Source organism: Streptomyces sp. M2CJ-2 (genome assembly GCF_016757295.1).
Classification (GTDB): domain Bacteria; phylum Actinomycetota; class Actinomycetes; order Streptomycetales; family Streptomycetaceae; genus Streptomyces.
Genome location: NZ_JAESIF010000009.1, coordinates 141,586 through 160,802 on the forward strand (window position 1 = coordinate 141,586; position 19,217 = coordinate 160,802).

Sequence of the window (19,217 nt, forward strand, 5' to 3'; positions counted from 1 at the left end):
CAGCGTGGTCAATCCGTACATCTCAGACTTCCGGTCATCCGGGGAAACGGCGGCCCATGTCCACCCCCTCGCCCACCCCCGCCGTCACCGCCTCGACCGCCTCTTCGCCCACGCCGGGGGCCCTCCCCACGCTGCTCGTCCTGGACGCCGACCCGCCGCCCCGGCTGGGCGGGCTGACCGGCAGGGTCCGGATCGAGCACGCGGACGCCTCGACGCTCGCCGAGCGACTCCCGCACGCCGACGTGCTGCTGGTCTGGGACTTCACCTCGCACGCGGTGCGTTCCGCCTGGCCGGGCGGGGGGCCGCGGCCGCGCTGGGTGCACACCGCGAGTGCCGGAGTGGATCACCTTCTCTGTCCGGAACTCGCCGCCTCCGACACGGTGGTCACCAACGCGCGGGGCGTCTTCGACCGGCCGATCGCCGAGTACGTCGCCGCTCTCGTGCTGGCGTTGGCCAAGGATCTGCCGCGGACGCTGGAGTTCCAGCGGGAACGGACCTGGTTCCACCGCGAGTCGCGCAAGGTCGCCGGGACCCGCGCCTGCGTCGTCGGGTCGGGGCCGATCGGCCGGGCCGTCGCCGGCACGCTCGAGGCGCTCGGCGTCACCACCGCACTGGTCGGCCGCACCCCGCGCGCGGGGGTGCACGGCCCCGAGGACCTGGACCGGCTGATCGCCCGCGCGGACTGGGTGATCGCCGCCGCGCCGCTGACCGAGCAGACCCGGGGCATGTTCGACGCCCGCCGCTTCGGGGTGATGCAGCCGTCCGCCCATTTCGTCAACGTCGGACGCGGGCCGCTGGTCGTCGAGGACGCGCTCGCCGAGGCGCTCGGGCAGCGCCGGATCGCGGGCGCCGCCCTGGACGTCTTCGAGGCCGAGCCGCTCGCCCCCGACAGCCCGCTGTGGCGGGCCCCCGGACTGATCGTGTCGCCGCACATGAGCGGGGACACCATCGGCTGGCGAGACGAACTCGCCGCCCAGTTCGTGGAGTTGTACGAGCTGTGGGAAGCGGGCAAGCCGCTGGTGAACGTGGTCGACAAGCAGCGCGGGTACGTACCCGGGCACTGATGTGGCGGGAGAGTGGATGTCCGAATTCACCGGCTTCACCGGGTCCACCGGACCCACCGGGTCCACCGGGCTCACCGAACTGACCGCCGTGCGGCTCCTCGACGGCTACCGCCGGGGCGAGTTCGGCCCCGTGGCGGTGACCCGCGCGGCGCTGGAGCGGGCCGAGGCGAGCCGGCCGGCGGTGAACGCGTTCGTCCGGCTGTTCGCCGAGGAGGCGCTGGAGCGGGCCGCCGCCTCCGAGGAGCGGTGGCGGCGCGGCGAGCCGCGCGGGCTGCTGGACGGGGTGCCGGTCACGGTGAAGGACATCCTGCTGCTGCGCGGCGCCCCGACCCTGCGCGGCTCGCGCGCCGTCGACCCGGCGGGCCGCTGGGACGAGGACGCGCCGTCGGTGGCGCGGCTGCGGGAGCACGGCGCCGTCTTCCTCGGCAAGACGACGACCCCCGAGTTCGGCTGGAAGGGGGTGACGGACTCTCCGCTCAGCGGTGTCACCCGCAACCCGCACGACCCCTCGCGGACCGCGGGCGGTTCCAGCGGGGGCGCGGCGGCGGCGGTGGCGCTGGGCGCGGGACCGCTGGCCCTGGGGACGGACGGCGGCGGCAGTGTCCGCATCCCGGCGTCGTTCTGCGGGATCTTCGCGCTGAAGCCGACGTACGGGAGGGTGCCGCTGTATCCGGCGAGCGCGTACGGCACGCTGGCGCACGTCGGCCCGATGACGCGGGACGCCGCGGACGCGGCGCTGCTGATGGACGTGATCAGCGGGCCGGACTCCCGCGACTGGTCGGCGCTCGCGCCGGCCCCCGGCTCCTTCCGGGAGGGGCTGGACGGCGGGGTGCGGGGGCTGCGGGTGGCGTACTCGCCGTCGCTGGGCGGCCAGGTGGCGGTGGAGCCCGAGGTGGCGGCGGCGGTGCGGCGGACGGTGGAGCGGCTGGCCGCGCTCGGCGCGTACGTGGAGGAGACCGACCCGGACTTCACCGACCCGGTGGACGCCTTCCACACCCTGTGGTTCGCCGGGGCCGCCCGGGTGGTGCAGCACCTCACGCGGGAGCGGCGGGAACTGCTGGACCCCGGACTGCGGGAGATCTGCGGCGAAGGGACCCGCCGTTCGGCGCTGGACTACCTGGCGGCGGTGGACGTCCGGATGGACCTGGGCCGGCGCATGGGCCTCTTCCACGACAGGTACGACCTCCTCGTCACCCCGTCCGTGCCGCGGACGGCGTTCGAGGCGGGCGTGGAGGTGCCGAAGGGTTCCGGCCACCGGCGCTGGACGGGCTGGACCCCGTTCACCTATCCGTTCAACCTGACCCAGCAGCCCGCGGCGAGCGTCCCCGTGGGCACCGACGCGGCCGGTCTGCCGATCGGGGTCCAGCTCGTGGGCGCCCGCCACGCCGACACGCTGGTGCTGCGGGCGGCCCACGCGCTCTTCGAAACCGGGGCGGCCGGGGCAGCCGGGGCGCCCGGGCTCACGCCCGCCGGAAGCTGAGCGTCTCCCCCTCCGCGCCGCCGCGCCACAGGTCGTTGCACCCGTCGGCCATCTCCGCCAAGCCCTCCACGACCTGGCCCCAGACGATGCCGGGCACCCAGCCCACGTCGCCGTTCAGGAGCAGGTTGTTCCGCTCGTAGAACAGGGCCAGGTCGACGACCGTGGTGCCCGGACCGACCTCGCGGTCGTAGCCGTAGGCCCTGGTGCCCAGCTCCGCGCCCGCGAAGGAGAAGTAGCAGAGGTCTCCCGGGACGGGTGTGACGGTCGGGTTCTCCAGCGGCGGCTCCGCTTCCGCGAAGGGCGGGAACAGGGCGTAGATCTCGTTGCGCGCGTATTTGGCGTGGTAGACGTCGCCGGACAGGGGCAGGGCGTTCCAGACGGCCGCGCAGGTGATCGGCGCACGGTCGTCGAGCAACCGGGCCGTACAGGTGATTCCGCGTTTGACCAGCGAGACCTCGACATATCGGTCCATCATGAGACCCATCGTCCCGCACCGGTCAAGACCGCCCGACCGCCGAACGGGGCCGAAACTGGCGGGAATACTCGGCATGTTCTCGGGTAGCCGCGCCGCCATGGCTCCACCACTGGCAAAACCACTGAGACGACCGGGACGGCACGGAAACACCCCCGGCCCTGCGGGGCCCTCACGCCGGTCGCTGCTCGCGGGGGTCGCGGCGCTCGGCGTGCTCGGCGCGGCGGGCTGCTCGCGCGTGCCCACCGAGGCGAGCACGAACGGCGGTGACCTGCTGTCCCGGCTGAAGGCGGCGGGCGTGGTCCGCCTGGGCATCGCCGGCGAGATCCCCTTCGGTTACATCGACAGGAACGGCAAGCTGACCGGCGAGGCGCCGGAACTGGCCAAGGTCATCTTCAAACGGCTCGGGGTGGACCGGGTCCAGCCCGTGCCCACCGAGTTCGGCTCGCTGATCCCGGGGTTGAACTCGCAGCAGTTCGACGTCGTGGCCGCCGGGATGTACGTCAACCCCGATCGCTGCGAGCAGGTCATATTCTCCGACCCCGATTACCAGATGCTCGATTCGTTCATCGTGCGCAAGGGCAACCCGAAGGGGTTGACCAGTTACCGGGACGTCGTCGAGAAGAAGGCGAAGTTCGCCACCGGCACCGGGTACGCGGAGATCGCGTACGCGGTCGAGGCCGGGTATCCGGAGAGCGACATCCTGATCGTCCCCGACCAGGTCGCCGGGCTGAACGCGGTGGAGGCCGGGCGGGTCGACGTCTTCGCCGGTACGGCGCTCACCACCCGCGAGGTGGTGAAGAAGTCGGCCAAGGCGGAGGTCACGGAGCCCTTCAAGCCGATCGTCGGCGGCAAGCCGCACGTCGACGGCGGCGCGTTCGCCTTCCGGCCGACCGAGACGAATCTGCGGGACGCGTTCAACGTCGAGCTGGGCAAGCTGAAGGAGAGCGGCGAGCTGCTGCGCATCCTCAAGCCGTTCGGTTTCACCGAGGACGAGATGACGGATCTGACCGCGAAGGAGCTGTGCGGCGGATGACCTCAGGACTCTGGGAACTCGTGCTCAAGGGCGTCTGGGTCACGATCCAGCTGCTGGTCCTCAGCGCGCTGCTGGCGACGGCGGTCTCCTTCACGGTGGGCGTCGCGCGCACCCACCGGCTGAAGTTCGTCCGCTTCCTCGCGGGCTTCTACACCGAGGTGTTCCGCGGCACCTCGGCACTGGTGATGATCTTCTGGGTGTTCTTCGTGCTGCCCCCGGCCTTCGGCTGGCAGCTGGTGCCGCTGTGGGCGGGCACGCTGGCACTGGGCCTGACCTACGGCGCCTACGGTTCGGAGATCGTGCGCGGTGCGCTGGCCGCCGTCGATCCCGCCCAGCGCGAGGGCGGCATCGCGCTCAGCTTCACGCCCGCCCAGCGGCTGCGGCTGATCCTGCTGCCGCAGGCGGTGCCGGAGATGATCCCGCCGTTCTCCAACCTGCTGATCGAGCTGCTCAAGGGCACCGCCCTGGTGTCGATCATGGGGATGGGCGACCTGGCGTTCAGCGGCAACCTGGTGCGCCTCGCGCTGCAGGAGAGCGCTGAGATCTACACGTACATCCTGGTGATCTACTTCGTGATCGCCTTCCTGCTCACCCGGGTCATGCGCGGTCTGGAGAAGAAGCTTAAGGCCGGGGTCGGCAAGACGCCGAAGCACGACCCGGACGTGGAGCTGAAGCGGGCCGAGGCCACCAACGTGGGAGGTGCGGTCTGATGAAGTGGGACTGGAGCGCGGTCTCCGAGTTCATGCCGTACTTCTGGGACGGTCTGCTGGTCACCCTGCAGATCCTGGTGTTCGGCTCACTGATCTCGTTCGTCCTCGGCCTGGTGTGGGCCCTGCTGATGCGGGTGCCGAGCCGCTGGGTGACCTGGCCGGTCGGCGCGGTGACGGAGTTCGTCCGCAACACCCCGCTGCTGGTGCAGCTGTTCTTCCTGTTCTACGTGCTGCCCGAGTGGGGACTGACCTTCTCGGCGCTGACCACGGGTGTCTTCGCCATCGGTCTGCACTACTCGACGTACACGATGCAGGTCTACCGCGCGGGCATCGAGGCCGTGCCGGTGGGCCAGTGGGAGGCGGCGACGGCACTGAACCTGCCGCTGCGCCGGACGTGGACCGCGGTGATCCTGCCGCAGGCCGTGCGCAGGGTCGTGCCCGCGCTCGGCAACTACGTCATCTCGATGCTGAAGGACACGCCCCTGCTGATGGCGATCACCGTGCTGGAGATGCTCGGTGAGGCGCGCCTCTTCGCCCAGCAGCACTTCCAGTTCACCGAGCCCCTGACGGTGATCGGCATCGCCTTCATCGTCATCTCCTACCTGGCCTCCCTTGCCCTGCGAGCCCTGGAGCGACGCCTTGTCCACTGAATACACCCCCACGTCCGACACCGGTGCCGATGCCGAGAAGACCCCTGCGGGCGGCAGCCGGTCCGGCGGCGGCGAGCTGATCCGGCTGGAGAGGGTCACCAAGCGGTTCGGGGACCACACGGTCCTCGACAACCTGGACTTCTCCGTGGACGCCGGCAAGCACGTCACCCTGATCGGGCCGTCCGGATCGGGCAAGACCACGATCCTGCGCCTGCTGATGACCCTGCTGAAGCCCGACGAGGGCACGGTCACCGTCGACGGGGACCAGCTGTACCCCGCGCCGGAGAAGCAGGTCCGCGAGGTCCGCAAGAAGATCGGGATGGTGTTCCAGCAGTTCAACCTGTTCCCGAACATGACGGTGCTGCGGAACATCACCGAGGCCCCGGTCACCGTGCTCGGCATGTCGAAGGACGCGGCCGAGGAGCGGGCACGGGAACTGCTGGAGATGGTCGGGCTGACCGAGCACGTGGACAAGCACCCCGCGCAGCTGTCCGGCGGTCAGCAGCAGCGGGTGGCGATCGCGCGGGCGCTGGCCATGCGGCCGCAGGTGCTGCTGCTGGACGAGGTGACCTCGGCGCTGGACCCGGAGCTGGTCGCGGGCGTCCTGGACGTGCTGCGGGACATCGCCCGCTCCACCGACATCACCATGCTCTGCGTCACCCACGAGATGAACTTCGCCCGGGACATCTCCGACCGCGTCCTGATGTTCGACTCGGGCCGGATCATCGAGGCCGGCGCCCCGGAGAAGATCTTCAGCGAGCCGGAGCACGACCGCACCCGGGAGTTCCTCAGCGCGGTCCTGTGATGACGGGGCGTGTCCGGGGGACGTCCCGAGCGTCCGAGGTGGACCCACCGGGGCATTCCTCCGGCATATGCCCGAGGACCGACGCCGCAGTTGGGAAGGCCGCGATCTCGTCAACACCCGCTTCGGGAAAGCCGCTTGACGGCTATCGTGGAGAGGATTCGCTGACCGGATTGCGGCCCCACAAGCGAGCGCAGGGGGAAACACCGTGGCGCTGAAGCACATGCCGACCGCTCCGTACCACTCGGTCCAGGACGCGCTGCGCGTCCTGGACACGGTGTCGCGGCACACCGCCGGGATCACCGACACCGAAATCGCCCGCGAGAGCGGCCTGGGCCGGGAGCGGCTGACCACGCTCCTGCCGATGCTGTGCCGCGAGGCCTACGTCGAACAGGGCGCCGACGGCGCGTACGTCGCCGGTGAGGCGTTCGCCCGCCTCGGCTCGGCCCGGGAACAGGAACACGAGGAGGCCCTGCGCGACAAACTCCAGCGCACCCTGGACCGGCTCCGCGACTCCGTCGGCGCCGCCGTCTACATGAGCCGGTACGTGGACGGCGAGGTCGAGGTCACCCAGTACGCCGACGGGCCGGCCACCCCGAAGGTCAACGAGTGGGTCGACTTCCGTGACGCGGCGCACGCCACCGCGCTCGGCAAGAGCCTGCTGTCCCAGCTCGACCACAACGGCCGGCGCGAGCACCTCGCCCGGCACCGGACGGTCCGGCTCACCTCGCGCACCGTCACCAGCGACAGGGTGCTGCTCTCCCAGCTGGCGGCGCATCCGCCCACGGTGCCGGTCCTGGACCTCCAGGAGTACGCGATCGGCACGGTCTGCGCGGCCGTCCCGATCACCGCCGGTTCCTCGGTGGGCTGCCTGGCCCTGTCCCTGCCCGTCGAACACGCCCACCGCCTGCGCCACGCCGCCGACACCCTCAACCGCAACGCGGCGCCGGTGCTGCTGTCGCTGGCGATCTGAGGCCTCTCGTCCGGAGTGCTCCGACCGCGGCGGGCGCCGCCGCGGTCGGAGCACTCCCCGGGACCGGGTACTATTTTCGAGTCGCCGGCCGCGGGAAGCGGACGGCGGGAGTCATGCGCCGCTAGCTCAGTTGGTTAGAGCAGCTGACTCTTAATCAGCGGGTCCGGGGTTCGAGTCCCTGGCGGCGCACGGTGAAGGGCCTCCCGTGGAAGCGGGAGGCCCTTCGACGTGTCCGGCGCCTGACCCCGGAAGCCCGGCAAACCGGAAGCCCGGAAGGCGACCTCAGAAGGTGACGTCCGAGCAGGCGTAGAACGCGTTGCCCGTGTCGGCGACCGACCACACCGCGAGGATGACGTGGCGCCCGCTCAGCCCGGACGGCAGGGTGCCGCTGTGGGAGAGGGTCTGCGGCGGGCGCTGCCCGTTGTAGGGCACCTTCAGGAACGGGGTGAGGTTGAGGTCGGACCGGGCCAGGTTGTGGTTCTGGTTCCAGCCCGGCTTGGTGATGTAGTACGAGAAGTCGCTGGTGGCGTGCATGGCCGTGAACTGCCACCGGAAGGTGTAGTTCTGGCCGCCCGTCACCCTGGTCGTCGGCCAGGCGCCGCCCGAGGGCGTCTTCGGGCTGTCGAGCTGGGCGAACCGCGTGTTGTTGGCCGAACAGAGCCGGCCGTCGGCGGCGCCGGAGGCGGGGAAGCCCTTGGGGCCCTCGACGCTCTGCGGCTCCCACTGGATGTCGCCGCAGTTGGTCACACTGCCGTTCTGGCAGAGCTTCTGCCTGCTGATGGGCAGATCGGTGTAGCCGTGGCCGCTGGCACCGCCGGAGGAGAGCACGAGCGCTCCGGTCGTGGCCAGTCCCACCGCGGCTGCGTACAGCTTGGTCCGTGTGCGCATGCTGCCGCTCCTGGAGAACGTGGGGGAGTTTCACTGAGCCGTGCAGGTAGGTCTAGACCAAGTCTCAGATTATGACCGCGGATTGAACATGTCCATACCAATAGCCGAACCGGTTCCGTTTCCCGGCACCCGGACCCGCCGACCACGGCCGGCCCGATCACCGTCCCGACCACCGACCCGTCCGCCGGCCTACGGCCCCGTCTCCCCCCGCCCCGCGCAGAACGCCACCGTCAGGTCCTTCACCAGCATCTTGCGTTCGTAGTCGTCCAGCTCCACCAGTCCCCGCGTGGTCAGCCGGGTCACCGTGTCCTCCACCGAGTCCACGACCGAGGTGAGCACGCTCGCCCGGTGCTGGGCGTCCAGCGTGGCGATCCGGCGCCGGTTCATGACGGCGGCCACCTCGGGGGCGTACTCCACCCGGACCGGCCGCACCGAGAAGACCTCGATCCCGACGGGCGCGGCGTCCGCCGCCACCAGCCGGGTCAGCGCGTCCTGCACCATGTCCGGCGAGCCCCGCACCGCGCCCGGCGCCTCCATCGGCACCCGGAGCAGCGCCGCCTCGACGCACTCGCGTACATACGTCTCGTGGCCCTCGACGCCCAGCGTCGCCCGCGCGGTGTCCCGCACCCGCCAGACCACCAGGACCACCACCCGCAGCGCCACCCCGCTGTGGTCGGCCGCCTGCATCGGCTCGCTGCGCCAGTGCCGCAGCCGCACGTCGACCCGGCGGCGCAGCAGCAGCGGGTTCACCCACAGCAGACCGGTCCGCCGGACGCTCCCCCGGTAGCGGCCGAACAGACCGAGCACCCAGGCCCGCCCGGTCCGGCCGCGCGCCAGCCCGCCGAACCCGAACAGGCCGAGGGCCCCGGCGGTCGCGTACCCCGCCCACTGGGCGGGCCCGAGCCCTGCGGCTCCCGGGTACTCCGGGAGCCCGAGGGCACCGGCCACCAGGGGCGGCAGTACGCCCGCCCACCAGGACGTGGCCACGCACCCGGCCGCCCCGCACATCCCGGCGAACACCCCCGCACCGCCGGGCATTACCCGGGCCGGCCGCTCCACCAGCTCGGGGTCGACCGGCGGCAGGGGCAGGGGTCGTTCGGCGACCGGACGGCCGAGCCGCGGCTGCTCCCCCGGCCCCTGCCGGCGTCCCACCACCACGGGACGCAGCCGCATCGGCACCGGGTCGGGCCCGTCGCGGAAGAGCAGATGGACGGGGATCTCGGTGGTGGCCTCGTTGCGGATGACCCGGCCGGGCCGACCCGGTGCCGGACCCCCGGCTTCGGAAACCGGTGATCTGGGGACGGGCGGTTCGACGACGGGCAGTTCGCAGGTGGGCGATTCGGGGACGGGTGATTCAGGGGTGTCGGGAGTGATCGTGGTCATGCGTGCCTCCAGCCTCCGCGCCAGATGCGTCACATCGAAGAACCCTCCGGACCGTGACGGAGCCCGCAGGGGTGGGTCGCGGCGAGCGACCCTCGGGCTAAGAGAAGAGCCGCCGCCAGGTCTCCGGCCCCGGCAGGCCGTCCGCGGCGCCGCCGCGCCAGCCCTGGGCGCGCTGGAACTCCTCGACGTTGCGCCGGTCCGCCTCGCTCCAGCGCGGGCCCGGCCCCGTGGCGTAGTGGCGGCCGAACCCCTTCCGCACCAGCTGCTGCCCCAGCCGGGTGACGTGGTCGTTGACCGCGTCCGTCCGGAACGCCGCCCGGCCCGGGTAGCCCGGCACCCCGTGCGCGTCCTCGGCGGCCGGGATGTCCCTGCCCCCGCCGGTCAGCAGCAGTTCCCAGGTCAGCAGCCCCGGAAGACCGTCCGCCGCGTCCCCCTGCCAGCCCTGGGCCTGCTGGAACGCCCGGAGCGCCGCGCGGTCCGCGTCCGTCCAGCGCGGTCCGGGGCCGGTGGCGTAGAAACGGGCGCCACCGCGCTCGACGAGCAGGCGGCCGAGCTCGGTGACGTGCGGATTGTTCGCGCCGGGGCCGAAACGGTCCACTCCGGGAAACGGCGCCCGGGCCTGCGTGGCCGCGCCCACGCCCTCGGCCCCCGCCGTACCGCCGGTCACGCCCTTGTACCGGTACGGGACGTAGCCCGCGGAGTTGCTCCAGTAGGCGTACGGGGTGGTCCGCTGGAGGGTGTTCGGGCGGGTCTGCTCGTAGGCCACGTACGTGGTGCGCGCGTCGTCCGCCCAGCCGCCGAAGAGGACGACGTGGGAGCCGCCGTAGGGATCGGACGCGTTGTGGAAGAGCAGCACGTCCCCCGGCTGGAGTTCGCCCTTGCCGATCCTCTCCGCGTACTGCCCGAGGCTGCCGGTCCATTCGTTCCCGGGCAGGTTCCAGGCCATCGAGACATAGCCCGAACAGTCCTGCCGGTATCCGTCGGACCAGAACGCGGTCACGCTGTACGGGACTTTCTGGTCGACCCATCTCCTGGCCCGTTCGATGATGTCCGCGCGGGTGATCGCGCGCGTGGTCGCCGGGATCGAGGGGTCCACGGGATCGGCGGGCCGGCCGACGGGTCCGTACAGCGGAGCCCTCGGTCCCTGCGGGGTGGCGGGCTCGTCGTCGGCGGGGACACCCGGGGCTCCGGGCCGCTCGACGGTGCGGGGTGCGGCCAGGGCGGGGGCGGCCTGCGCGGCGACCACCGCCGAGGCCGCGGCGGCCACCACGAGGGGGCGGAACGCCGCCGGGTGGGCGACCGCGCCGCCGGCCGGCGCATACGCGAGGACGCGCCGCCGGTGCGCACAACCGGGGCAGTCGCAGTCGCCCGCGGGCTCGAACTCCTCGAACACCGGGGGTTCCATGCGATTCCTCTCACACGTCCCGTCACACATCCGGCCACACGTCCGGTGAAATACCTCACGTCTGTGCACGAGGGTCAGCTTCTCAACTGTGCCCGGGACGCGCATTCTGACGGCCCGAAGGATGTACGCGCCATGGCCCAGGTGGCGGATCCCGCCGGACACGGGCCCGGGGCCGAGGCCTCGCAGGACCGCACCAGCCACGCCGGGGCGGAGGCGGAGGTCGGGAGCACCCCGTCCGGTCCGGTAGAGTTGTCGCGTCAGTGAGCGCCGCTAGCTCAGTTGGTTAGAGCAGCTGACTCTTAATCAGCGGGTCCGGGGTTCGAGTCCCTGGCGGCGCACCGACAGAACGGGCTCCTCGTGATCGAGGGGCCCGTTGCTTTTGGCCGGATACCCTCTCGCGCCCGCCGAGGGGCATGTCCTGAACGGAACGCTCCCACCACACGTACGGAACCACTGGAACCACGTGGGGAACAGGCTCCCCGTCGGACCTCCTCAGAGGTCACAATGGGCGCGTATGACCGGTGTGCACCTGGTTTCACACCTTGCGATCATGATGAACACGGTACAACCTGGGTTCTTCATCATGCCGCGCATTCGCGGCTGTTGGGGGCGGGAGACCGGTTGCGGACGGTACGGGGTGAGGGGTTCCGTTTCGCGGAGCACCGCCGGCTGGAGCATCATGCAACCGAAAAAACACCACGCTGTGTCTATATGGTGTGGATGGCGTGGTGACAGCGGGACACCACCGACACATCCGGGACGGTCTAGGGGGACCGGACACGGGTGGCAGCAAGCGACGAAACACACGGCAGAGCCGTGTGTGGGGGGATGATTCATGACGTCGACGCCGACAGGCGCCCAAGGGGACAACGACCCGTCCCGGACCACCCAGCTCAGGGTGCCTGCGCATCGGACCGGAAACACGGGGGCGTTCCGGCGGATCAAGAAGACGCTGCCGAGATACGACTACGAGCATTACAGCCGGCTCTCGGGTCCCCTCACCCAGCCCGATCCGGGCAGACCCTACAAAGTGCAGTACCGCTCGCTGATCTCGCAGGAGCCGCACCGCATCCGCATCGCGCTGATGCTGGCCGCGGCCCCGCTGCTGTCGGTGGTGCTGCTGGTGTGGCTGCTGCAGCCCGCGCACTGGACGGAGCGCGACTACCCGGCGTTCGACTGGCTGCCCGCCCTCGACATGGTGATGCTCGTCTCGATCGGGCTGATCGAGTTCTTCCGCTGCATGAACGTGCTGTCCAACGCGCACGCCACGCTGGTCGCCCGCGACCCGATCCCCGTGGTGCCCGAGACCGGCACCCGGGTCGCCTTCCTCACCTCCTTCGTGCCCGGCAAGGAGCCGCTGGAGATGGTGACGAAGACCCTGGAGGCGGCGGTGAAGATCCGCCACCGGGGCACCATGCACGTCTGGCTGCTCGACGAGGGCGACGACCCCGAGGTGAAAGAGGTGTGCGCGCGTCTGGGCGTGCATCACTTCTCCCGCAAAGGCGTCGCGAAGTGGAACCAGAAGAAGGGCCCGCACCGCGCCAGGACCAAGCACGGCAACTACAACGCCTGGCTGGACGCGCACGGCGACGACTACGACTTCTTCGCCTCGGTGGACACCGACCACGTACCGCTGCCGAACTACCTGGAGCGGATGCTCGGCTTCTTCCGCGACCCGGACGTCGGCTTCGTCATCGGCCCGCAGGTCTACGGCAACTACGACAACTTCGTCACCAAGGCCGCCGAGTCGCAGCAGTTCCTCTTCCACGCGCTGATCCAGCGGGCCGGCAACCGCTACGGCTCACCGATGTTCGTGGGCACCTCGAACGCCGTACGCATCAAGGCGCTCAAGCAGATCGGCGGTCTGTACGACTCGATCACCGAGGACATGGCGACCGGCTTCGAGATGCACCGCGCCAAGAACCCGGCGACGGGGAGGAAGTGGCGCTCGGTCTACACCCCGGACGTGCTCGCGGTCGGCGAGGGCCCCAACGCCTGGACGGACTTCTTCACCCAGCAGATGCGCTGGTCGCGAGGGACGTACGAGACGATCCTCAAGCAGTACTGGAAGGGCTGGTACTCGCTGCCGCCGAGCAAGCTCTTCAACTACACCATGTGATCATCTTCTACCCGATGTCGGCCCTGAACTGGATCCTGGCGGCGCTGAGCTGTGCGCTGTTCCTGGGCCTGGGCGCCTCGGGTGTGAACATCGACCCCGCGGTCTGGCTGATGCTCTACGGCAACGCCTCCGCGCTGCAGATCGGCCTCTACATCTGGAACCGCCGCCACAACGTCTCCCCGCACGAGCCCGAGGGCTCCGGCGGTGTGGCCGGCATGGTGATGTCCGCGCTGTCGGCGCCGCTCTACGCGAAGGCGCTGATCGACTCCGTGCTGCGCAAGAAGAGCAAGTTCGTGGTCACCCCGAAGGGCGACTCGGCCAGCCCGGACACCTGGTTCGGAACCTTCCGGTATCACTGGTACTTCATCCTGATCTTCGGTGGCTCCATCGCCGCCGGATTCGTCTACGGACACTCGCACCCGGCCATGATCATCTGGGCGACGTTCGCCCTGCTCATCACGGCCGCACCCATGTTCGCCTGGCGCCACGGCATGCGCCAGGACAGGAAGAAGCCCGGCGCGCACGCCGCGGGCCAGGCACAGTACTCCGCACCGGAGCCCCGGACGCAGCAACTGCCGCAGATGCCGCAGCAGCACCACGGACACCACGCGCCCCATGCCCCGCAGGGCCGGCCCAGCTGGGCCGGCGCCCACGGCGGACCGGGAGGGCCGGGAGGGCCAGGGGGACCGGCCGGGCCAGGAGGTACCGGGGGGCATCACCCCGGTGACGACCAGACGATGCAGATCGCCCTTGGTGGACTTGGGGGACGTAAGGAATGAACGACCGTGCAGGCCGCCGTCGCGCCCGTCGGATCGCGATAGGCACGGCGGTGGTACTCGCGCTGGCCGGGATGAACGGGCCGTGGCTGTACCGCTTCGGGACCGAGAAATACCACCAGTACAAGATCAACAAGCCGGAGTACAAGGCGGAGAACGGCCGCTGGGAGGTCGTCGAGTTCCCGGAGGAGTACCGCCAGAACACCATCCACGCGGCGCTGCTGCACACCGGCAAGGTGCTGCTCGTCGCGGGTTCCGGCAACAACAAGGACAACTTCGACGCCAAGAAGTACGACACGCGGATCTGGGACCCGGTCAAGAAGACCATCAAGAAGGTGCCGACGCCGAGCGACCTGTTCTGCACCGGCCACACCCAGCTCGCCAACGGCAACCTGCTGATCGCCGGCGGCACCAAGCGGTACGAGAAGCTCAAGGGTGACGTGACGAAGGCGGGCGGCCTGATGGTCGTCCACAACGAGAACCCGGACAAGCCGATCACCCTGCCGGCGGGCACCAGGTTCGTCGGCAAGGGGAACGGCAAGACCTTCGTCTCGAAGGACCCGGTGCTCGTCCCGCGCGCCGAGAAGAACTTCGACAAGGAGACCGGCGAGTTCCTGGGCAACACCCCGGGTTACGGCCGCACCTACGTCGAGGCGCAGAAGGAAGGTGCCAAGTACGAGACCGGCACCCAGGACAACTACACCGTGCAGGGCCTGACCGGCGAGGACGCGCGGAACACGTACGGCATCGCCGAGAAGCTCGCCCTGGACAAGAAGGACTTCCAGGGCATCGACGACGCCTTCGAGTTCGACCCGGTGGCGGAGAAGTACATCAAGGTCGACCCGATGAGGGAGGCCCGCTGGTACCCGACGCTCACCACCCTGAGCGACGGCAAGATCCTCAGCGTCTCCGGCCTCGACGACATCGGCCAGCTGGTCCCGGGCAAGAACGAGATCTACGACCCCGAGACCAAGAAGTGGACCTACACGGACAAGGTCCGTCAGTTCCCGACCTACCCGGCGCTGTTCCTGATGCAGAACGGCAAGGTCTTCTACTCGGGTTCGAACGCGGGGTACGGACCGGCCGACGAGGGCCGTGAGCCGGGCGTCTGGGACGTGGAGACCAACAAGTTCGACAAGATACCCGGGCTGAGCGACCCCGACATGATGGAGACGTCCGGCACGGTGCTGCTGCCGCCGGCGCAGGACGAGAAGTACATGGTGATCGGCGGCGGCGGCGTCGGCGAGTCCAGGAAGGCCAGCGAGAAGACCCGGATCGTCGACCTCAAGGCCGACGAACCGCGCTTCGTGGACGGACCCTCGCTGGACAAGGGAACCCGCTACCCGCAGTACTCGATCCTGCCCGACGACAACATCCTGGTCTCGGGCGGCTCGGAGGACTACCGGGGCCGCAGCGACTCCAACATCCTCGAGGCGCGGATCTACGACACGGCCGAGAACGAGTTCAAGCGCGTCGCCGATCCGCTGGTGGGCCGCAACTACCACGCCGGCTCGATCCTGCTGCCCGACGGCCGCGTGATGTTCTTCGGCTCGGACTCGCTCTACGGCGACAAGGCCAACACCAAGCCCGGCAAGTTCGAACAGCGCATCGAGATCTACACACCGCCGTACCTGTACGGCGAGACCGGGCAGCCCGAGCTGACGGGCGGTCCGAAGACCGTCGAACGCGGCGGCTCCGCCACGTTCACCTCGAAGGACGCCGGGTCGATCAAGAACGTCCGGCTGATCCGGCCGAGCGCCTCGACCCACGTCACCGACATCGACCAGCGCTCCATCGCCCTGGACTTCGAGGCCGACGGCGACAAGCTGAAGGTGACGGTCCCCGAGAGCCGGAACCTGGTCCAGGCGGGCTGGTACATGCTGTTCGCCACCGACGCGGACGGCACGCCCAGCAAGGCGCAGTGGGTACAGGTGCCCTGACACCGGGCAGACGAGAGGAGAAGGGGGCGTCCTCCACGGTGGAGGACGCCCCCTTCTCCTGTGTGCCGTGCGCTGTGTGCTCCTGGGTACGCCGCGGCGTGGTCAGTCGCCGTCGCCGGCCTCGGCGAGTTTCACCGCGTAGTCCTCCCACCACTCGCCGGCTTTCGGGCCGCCCTTGCACTCGCCGTCCGACTCGCCGGGCCGCTTCACCCACAGGTACGCGTCCACCAGCGGGTCCGCGGTATCGGTCGTCGGGGTCTCGCCGAGGGCGCGGCCGGGCGGGTTGCACCAGCGCTCGTCCGCGTCGCCCTGCGTGTAGGGGCCGTTGCCGTTGCGGCTGGTGTCGATCACGAAGGGCTTGTCGCCGACCTTGGCGGAGAGCTTCTTGCCGTAGGCGATGGAGTCCCCGGTGGAGTAGAAGTTGGAGACGTTCACCGAGAAGCCGTCGGCCTTGTCGAGGCCCGCCCGCTTCAGCGGCTCGTGGATCTGGTCGGGGCTGCCCCAGCCGGCGTTGCCCGCGTCCAGGTAGACCGTGGTGTTCTTCAGGCCCGCGAGCTTGTCGACGGCGCCGCTGAGGAGGTCGTAGCGCTCCTCGTGGTACTGCTCCGGCGTGCAGCCGTCCACCAGGTGGAGCACCGCGTCGGGCTCCAGGATCACGGTCGCCGCGCGGTCCCCGATGCCCTTGGCCACACCGTCGATGAAGGAACGGTAGGCGTTGCCGTCGGCGGCGCCGCCCTGCGAGTACTGGCCGCAGTCCCGGTGCGGGATGTTGTAGAGGACGAGCAGCGCGGTACGGCCCGCCTTGTCGGCGGCCTCGGTGAAGCCGCGGGTCTGCTCCTGCGGGTTCTCCGGGCTGATCCATTCGGCGGTGGGCTGCTCCGCGATCTTGCGGATCTGCTCGGCCTCCGCCTTCTTGCCGTCCTGTTCCAGGCCGGCCATCCGCTGTGCGGCGTTGCCCTCCGGGTTGACCCAGAAGGGGGTGGCGCCCTTCGGCTGCTGCGTGATCGCCGCGTCGGCCCCCTTGCCGGAGTCGCCCCCCTCGTCATCACCGGAGGAACAGCCCGTGATCAGCAGCACCGCCCCCAGTACCGCTGCCGACGCCCGCCTCCCGGCGAACGCCCCGACCCCCCTGCTGCCGTACATCCAACCCCCCTTGGGTGCACTTGTTCCAAGCCTTCCGGGCCCCAATCCTGACATACGCCCCGCCTCGCCCATGAGGCCGAGCCTCTCTTGTCCGCGACCTGTTACAGCCGCTGCAGTACGGCCGGGTGGACGGGCGGGGAGCCGGTGTCAGGTGGTGGTGGTGTCAGGTGGTGATGTCCGTCAGGTAGGCCGAGACGATCACGTTGGCCGTGTAGCGGTGGCGTGCCTCGTCGTAGGCGCCGCCGCAGGTGACGAGACGCAGTTCGGCACGGCCGGAGCGGCGGGGCCCGTAGGCCTGCTGGGCGTCGAAGCCGTCCCGGGGGAGGACCTGGACGTCCTCGACGGTGAACTCGGCGACCTCGGCGTCCGCGCGGACCACCCGGATCTTCTGGCCGGGCCGCAGCGTACTGACCTCGTAGAACACGGCGGGCCGGGTCTCGGTGTCGACATGCCCCACCACCAGCGCGGTGCCGGACGCCCCGGGCGTCACCCCGTCCGCGTACCAGCCGACCGTGCCCGGCCGGTCGAACGGCGGCGGGTCGAGCGCGCCCCGCTCGTCCAGGCCACGGGCCACCACCGGCGCCCGGACGTCCAGACCTGGTATGTCCAGGCGCTGCGGCGGTGCCTCGTCCAGCGGCCGGTGGGCGGGCGGAAGCTCCACCCGGGGCGGGCGGCCGGCCGCCGCCATGTCACCCGTGGCGTGTTCGGACACGCCGGGGCGCAGGTCGGTCGCCCCACGGCCCCACAGCCAGAGCCCGAGCAGCAGGACCACCCAGGCCACCCCGGTGGGCAGCCGCCCGGCACCGGACGGGCTCTGGTTCTGGCGGTGGTTCTCGTTCCGGTTCTGGTCCTGGTTCTCGTTCTGATCCTGATGGTGATCGGACATCGTCGGCCTCAGTGCGTTCCGCGGTCCCGCCGGACGCGGCTGCGTACGACGGCCGCCGTCGCGGCGGCGGCGAGGAACAGTCCGGTCACCGTCTGCGCCGCACCCGGCCCCTCCTCGGACTCGTCGGCGGCGGCGACGGTCCGGGCGGCTCCCCCGCCACCCGCGTCCACGGGGGCGACGGGCGAGGCGGCAGGCGATTCGGCCGTACCGCCGGGCTGCTTGCGGGCGGGGGCGACGGTGATCGTGCCCGTGCGGGCGCTCTCACCGCAGTCGACCCGTACGGGGTACGTCCCCGCGGTGAGCGTGGAGCGGACCCGGCTCTCGCCGGCGAGTACACCGTCGGCGAGGGTGAGCCGGACCTCGGAGACGAACGCCGAGGACACCGCGACCGCGGTCCGCTCGGCGCACTCGGCCACCTCGAGGGTGACGTCGGTGCCGGGAGCAGGGGCCGCCGGTGCCACCGACACCCCACCCGCGCCGTCCGCGGCGTACGCCGCCGGGGTGAGCGCGGTGGCCGCCAGGACGCCGGTACAGAGAGCGCGTCGCACAGGACCCATCGTGCACCTCCAGACACCGGGAGCGTGCCCCGCCGGGCAGGGCACCGCATCCGTAGGGGTGCGGCGCTGCGCCGTACGGGTGACATCGGGGCACGCGGGGTTTCATCTGGGCCGGACGAGTACGCAGGTCAGACGAGGTCGACGAGGTCCGCGATGGAGTCCAGGACCTTGAACGGCCGGTACGGGAAGTTCTCGACCTGCTCGGGCCGGGTCAGGCCGGTGAGCACCAGGAACGTCCTCATCCCGGCCTCCATGCCCGCCAGTACGTCGGTGTCCATACGGTCGCCGATCATCGCGCTGCTCTCGGAGTGGGCGCCGAGAGTGTTCAGTCCGGTGCGCATCATCAGCGGGTTCGGCTTGCCCGCGAAGTACGGCTGCCGGCCCGTCGCCTTGGTGATCAGCGCCGCCACCGCGCCGGTCGCCGGGAGCGGGCCCTCGGCGGAGGGACCGGTCTCGTCGGGGTTCGTGCAGATGAAACGGGCGCCGTCGTTGATCAGCCGTACCGCCTTCGTCATGGCCTCGAAGGAGTAGGTGCGGGTCTCCCCGAGGACGACGTAGTCCGGTTCGTGGTCGGTGAGGATGTAGCCGATGTCGTGCAGCGCGGTGGTCAGACCGGCCTCGCCGAGGACGTACGCCGAGCCGTTCGGACGCTGGTCGTCCAGGAACTGGGCGGTGGCGAGCGCCGAGGTCCAGATGTTCTCGATCGGAACGTCCAGGCCCATGCGGCGGAGCCGGGCGTGCAGGTCGCGCGGGGTGTAGATCGAGTTGTTGGTGAGCACCAGGAAGGGTTTTCCGGACTCACGCAGCTTCTTGATGAAGGCGTCGGCCCCCGGGATCGGCACACCCTCGTGGATGAGCACCCCGTCCATGTCGGTGAGCCACGATTCGATCGGCTTGCGGTCTGCCATGTGCGAGCTCTCCTGCCGTACGCGG

16 protein-coding genes, 2 tRNA genes and 1 pseudogene are annotated in these 19,217 nt (G+C 70.6%); 11 read left to right on the plus strand and 8 right to left on the minus strand.

Features of this window, described 5'->3' with window-relative positions; genetic code table 11:
- The first annotated feature begins 56 nt into the window (after window positions 1-56).
- Together JL475_RS10900 and JL475_RS10905 are read left to right on the plus strand one after the other, a co-directional pair.
- On the plus strand, window positions 57-1,064 hold the full coding sequence (locus tag JL475_RS10900) for a D-2-hydroxyacid dehydrogenase (protein WP_202277332.1): 1,008 nt from the start codon (window positions 57-59) through the stop codon (window positions 1,062-1,064).
- A gap of 16 nt (window positions 1,065-1,080) precedes the next feature.
- Window positions 1,081-2,544, plus strand: coding sequence for an amidase (locus JL475_RS10905; RefSeq protein WP_202277333.1), 1,464 nt, complete (start codon window positions 1,081-1,083; stop codon window positions 2,542-2,544).
- Here JL475_RS10905 and JL475_RS10910 read toward each other — a convergent pair.
- Window positions 2,525-3,019, minus strand: a complete 495-nt coding sequence (locus JL475_RS10910) for a DUF3830 family protein (RefSeq protein ID WP_202277334.1) — start codon at window positions 3,017-3,019, stop codon at window positions 2,525-2,527. The two genes, JL475_RS10905 and JL475_RS10910, sit on opposite strands and share 20 nt — an antisense overlap.
- A 97-nt stretch (window positions 3,020-3,116) precedes the next feature.
- Between JL475_RS10910 and ehuB the strand changes: the two genes are divergently transcribed.
- The 6 genes from ehuB to JL475_RS10940 all read left to right on the plus strand — a co-directional run bounded on the left by ehuB (window position 3,117) and on the right by JL475_RS10940 (window position 7,376).
- Entirely contained in the window at window positions 3,117-4,052 is a 936-nt protein-coding gene (ehuB, locus tag JL475_RS10915; RefSeq protein ID WP_202277335.1) for an ectoine/hydroxyectoine ABC transporter substrate-binding protein EhuB, read from the plus strand.
- A complete protein-coding gene (gene ehuC, locus JL475_RS10920) occupies window positions 4,049-4,762 on the plus strand; it encodes an ectoine/hydroxyectoine ABC transporter permease subunit EhuC (RefSeq protein WP_202277336.1) in 714 nt (237 codons plus the stop codon). Before ehuB ends, ehuC begins: the two co-directional genes overlap by 4 nt.
- Window positions 4,762-5,412 (plus strand): ectoine/hydroxyectoine ABC transporter permease subunit EhuD, encoded by a 651-nt coding sequence (ehuD, locus tag JL475_RS10925; protein ID WP_202277337.1) that lies wholly within the window; start codon window positions 4,762-4,764, stop codon window positions 5,410-5,412. The genes ehuC and ehuD overlap by 1 nt, the downstream gene beginning before the upstream one ends.
- Before the next feature lie 76 nt (window positions 5,413-5,488).
- A complete protein-coding gene (gene ehuA, locus JL475_RS10930; RefSeq protein WP_202277366.1) occupies window positions 5,489-6,217 on the plus strand; it encodes an ectoine/hydroxyectoine ABC transporter ATP-binding protein EhuA in 729 nt (242 codons plus the stop codon).
- A 205-nt stretch (window positions 6,218-6,422) separates the two neighbouring features.
- Complete coding sequence (locus JL475_RS10935) at window positions 6,423-7,187, plus strand: IclR family transcriptional regulator (RefSeq protein WP_202277338.1); 765 nt, start codon at window positions 6,423-6,425, stop codon at window positions 7,185-7,187.
- A 115-nt stretch (window positions 7,188-7,302) separates the two neighbouring features.
- A tRNA-Lys gene (locus tag JL475_RS10940) sits at window positions 7,303-7,376 on the plus strand.
- Between the two features lie 93 nt (window positions 7,377-7,469).
- On the opposite strand, the gene JL475_RS10945 is transcribed toward JL475_RS10940, so the two are convergent.
- From JL475_RS10945 to JL475_RS10955, 3 genes are all read right to left on the minus strand, one after another.
- On the minus strand, window positions 7,470-8,075 hold the full coding sequence (locus tag JL475_RS10945; protein WP_202277339.1) for a lytic polysaccharide monooxygenase: 606 nt from the start codon (window positions 8,073-8,075) through the stop codon (window positions 7,470-7,472).
- A 189-nt stretch (window positions 8,076-8,264) separates the two neighbouring features.
- A complete protein-coding gene (locus JL475_RS10950; protein WP_202277340.1) occupies window positions 8,265-9,458 on the minus strand; it encodes an SPFH domain-containing protein in 1,194 nt (397 codons plus the stop codon).
- Between the two features lie 97 nt (window positions 9,459-9,555).
- Window positions 9,556-10,863, minus strand: coding sequence for a peptidoglycan-binding protein (locus JL475_RS10955; RefSeq protein ID WP_202277341.1), 1,308 nt, complete (start codon window positions 10,861-10,863; stop codon window positions 9,556-9,558).
- A gap of 264 nt (window positions 10,864-11,127) precedes the next feature.
- On the opposite strand from JL475_RS10955, the gene JL475_RS10960 reads away from it, so the two are divergent.
- From JL475_RS10960 to JL475_RS10970, 3 genes and pseudogenes are all read left to right on the plus strand, one after another.
- Window positions 11,128-11,201: transfer RNA gene (locus JL475_RS10960), tRNA-Lys, on the plus strand.
- Between the two features lie 497 nt (window positions 11,202-11,698).
- Window positions 11,699-13,761, plus strand: a pseudogene (locus JL475_RS10965) (glycosyltransferase family 2 protein).
- Window positions 13,758-15,698 carry a kelch motif-containing protein gene (locus JL475_RS10970; protein WP_202277342.1) on the plus strand — a complete coding sequence of 647 codons (1,941 nt, stop codon included), beginning with the start codon at window positions 13,758-13,760 and terminating at the stop codon, window positions 15,696-15,698. Before JL475_RS10965 ends, JL475_RS10970 begins: the two are co-directional and overlap by 4 nt.
- A 102-nt stretch (window positions 15,699-15,800) precedes the next feature.
- On the opposite strand, the gene JL475_RS10975 is transcribed toward JL475_RS10970, so the two are convergent.
- The 4 genes from JL475_RS10975 to JL475_RS10990 form a co-directional block, all read right to left on the minus strand.
- Entirely contained in the window at window positions 15,801-16,841 is a 1,041-nt protein-coding gene (locus JL475_RS10975) for a glycoside hydrolase family 6 protein (protein WP_202277343.1), read from the minus strand.
- A gap of 163 nt (window positions 16,842-17,004) precedes the next feature.
- Entirely contained in the window at window positions 17,005-17,727 is a 723-nt protein-coding gene (locus tag JL475_RS10980) for a class F sortase (protein WP_202277344.1), read from the minus strand.
- Window positions 17,728-17,735: 8 nt separating this feature from the next.
- Window positions 17,736-18,284 carry a hypothetical protein gene (locus JL475_RS10985; protein WP_202277345.1) on the minus strand — a complete coding sequence of 183 codons (549 nt, stop codon included), beginning with the start codon at window positions 18,282-18,284 and terminating at the stop codon, window positions 17,736-17,738.
- A gap of 128 nt (window positions 18,285-18,412) precedes the next feature.
- A complete protein-coding gene (locus JL475_RS10990) occupies window positions 18,413-19,192 on the minus strand; it encodes an HAD-IIA family hydrolase (protein ID WP_202277346.1) in 780 nt (259 codons plus the stop codon).
- Window positions 19,193-19,217 lie beyond the last annotated feature (25 nt).

What these genes read in the sequence shown, in the direction of transcription:
- JL475_RS10900 (WP_202277332.1), top strand. Translation starts at nt 57, where the DNA reads ATGTCCACCCCCTCGCCCACCCCCGCCGTCACCGCCTCGACCGCCTCT.
- JL475_RS10905 (WP_202277333.1), top strand. Translation starts at nt 1,081, where the DNA reads ATGTCCGAATTCACCGGCTTCACCGGGTCCACCGGACCCACCGGGTCC.
- JL475_RS10910 (WP_202277334.1), bottom strand. Translation starts at nt 3,019, where the DNA reads ATGATGGACCGATATGTCGAGGTCTCGCTGGTCAAACGCGGAATCACC.
- ehuB (WP_202277335.1), top strand. Translation starts at nt 3,117, where the DNA reads ATGGCTCCACCACTGGCAAAACCACTGAGACGACCGGGACGGCACGGA.
- ehuC (WP_202277336.1), top strand. Translation starts at nt 4,049, where the DNA reads ATGACCTCAGGACTCTGGGAACTCGTGCTCAAGGGCGTCTGGGTCACG.
- ehuD (WP_202277337.1), top strand. Translation starts at nt 4,762, where the DNA reads ATGAAGTGGGACTGGAGCGCGGTCTCCGAGTTCATGCCGTACTTCTGG.
- JL475_RS10945 (WP_202277339.1), bottom strand. Translation starts at nt 8,075, where the DNA reads ATGCGCACACGGACCAAGCTGTACGCAGCCGCGGTGGGACTGGCCACG.
- JL475_RS10950 (WP_202277340.1), bottom strand. Translation starts at nt 9,458, where the DNA reads ATGACCACGATCACTCCCGACACCCCTGAATCACCCGTCCCCGAATCG.
- JL475_RS10955 (WP_202277341.1), bottom strand. Translation starts at nt 10,863, where the DNA reads ATGGAACCCCCGGTGTTCGAGGAGTTCGAGCCCGCGGGCGACTGCGAC.
- JL475_RS10970 (WP_202277342.1), top strand. Translation starts at nt 13,758, where the DNA reads ATGAACGACCGTGCAGGCCGCCGTCGCGCCCGTCGGATCGCGATAGGC.
- JL475_RS10975 (WP_202277343.1), bottom strand. Translation starts at nt 16,841, where the DNA reads ATGTACGGCAGCAGGGGGGTCGGGGCGTTCGCCGGGAGGCGGGCGTCG.
- JL475_RS10980 (WP_202277344.1), bottom strand. Translation starts at nt 17,727, where the DNA reads ATGTCCGATCACCATCAGGATCAGAACGAGAACCAGGACCAGAACCGG.
- JL475_RS10985 (WP_202277345.1), bottom strand. Translation starts at nt 18,284, where the DNA reads ATGGGTCCTGTGCGACGCGCTCTCTGTACCGGCGTCCTGGCGGCCACC.
- JL475_RS10990 (WP_202277346.1), bottom strand. Translation starts at nt 19,192, where the DNA reads ATGGCAGACCGCAAGCCGATCGAATCGTGGCTCACCGACATGGACGGG.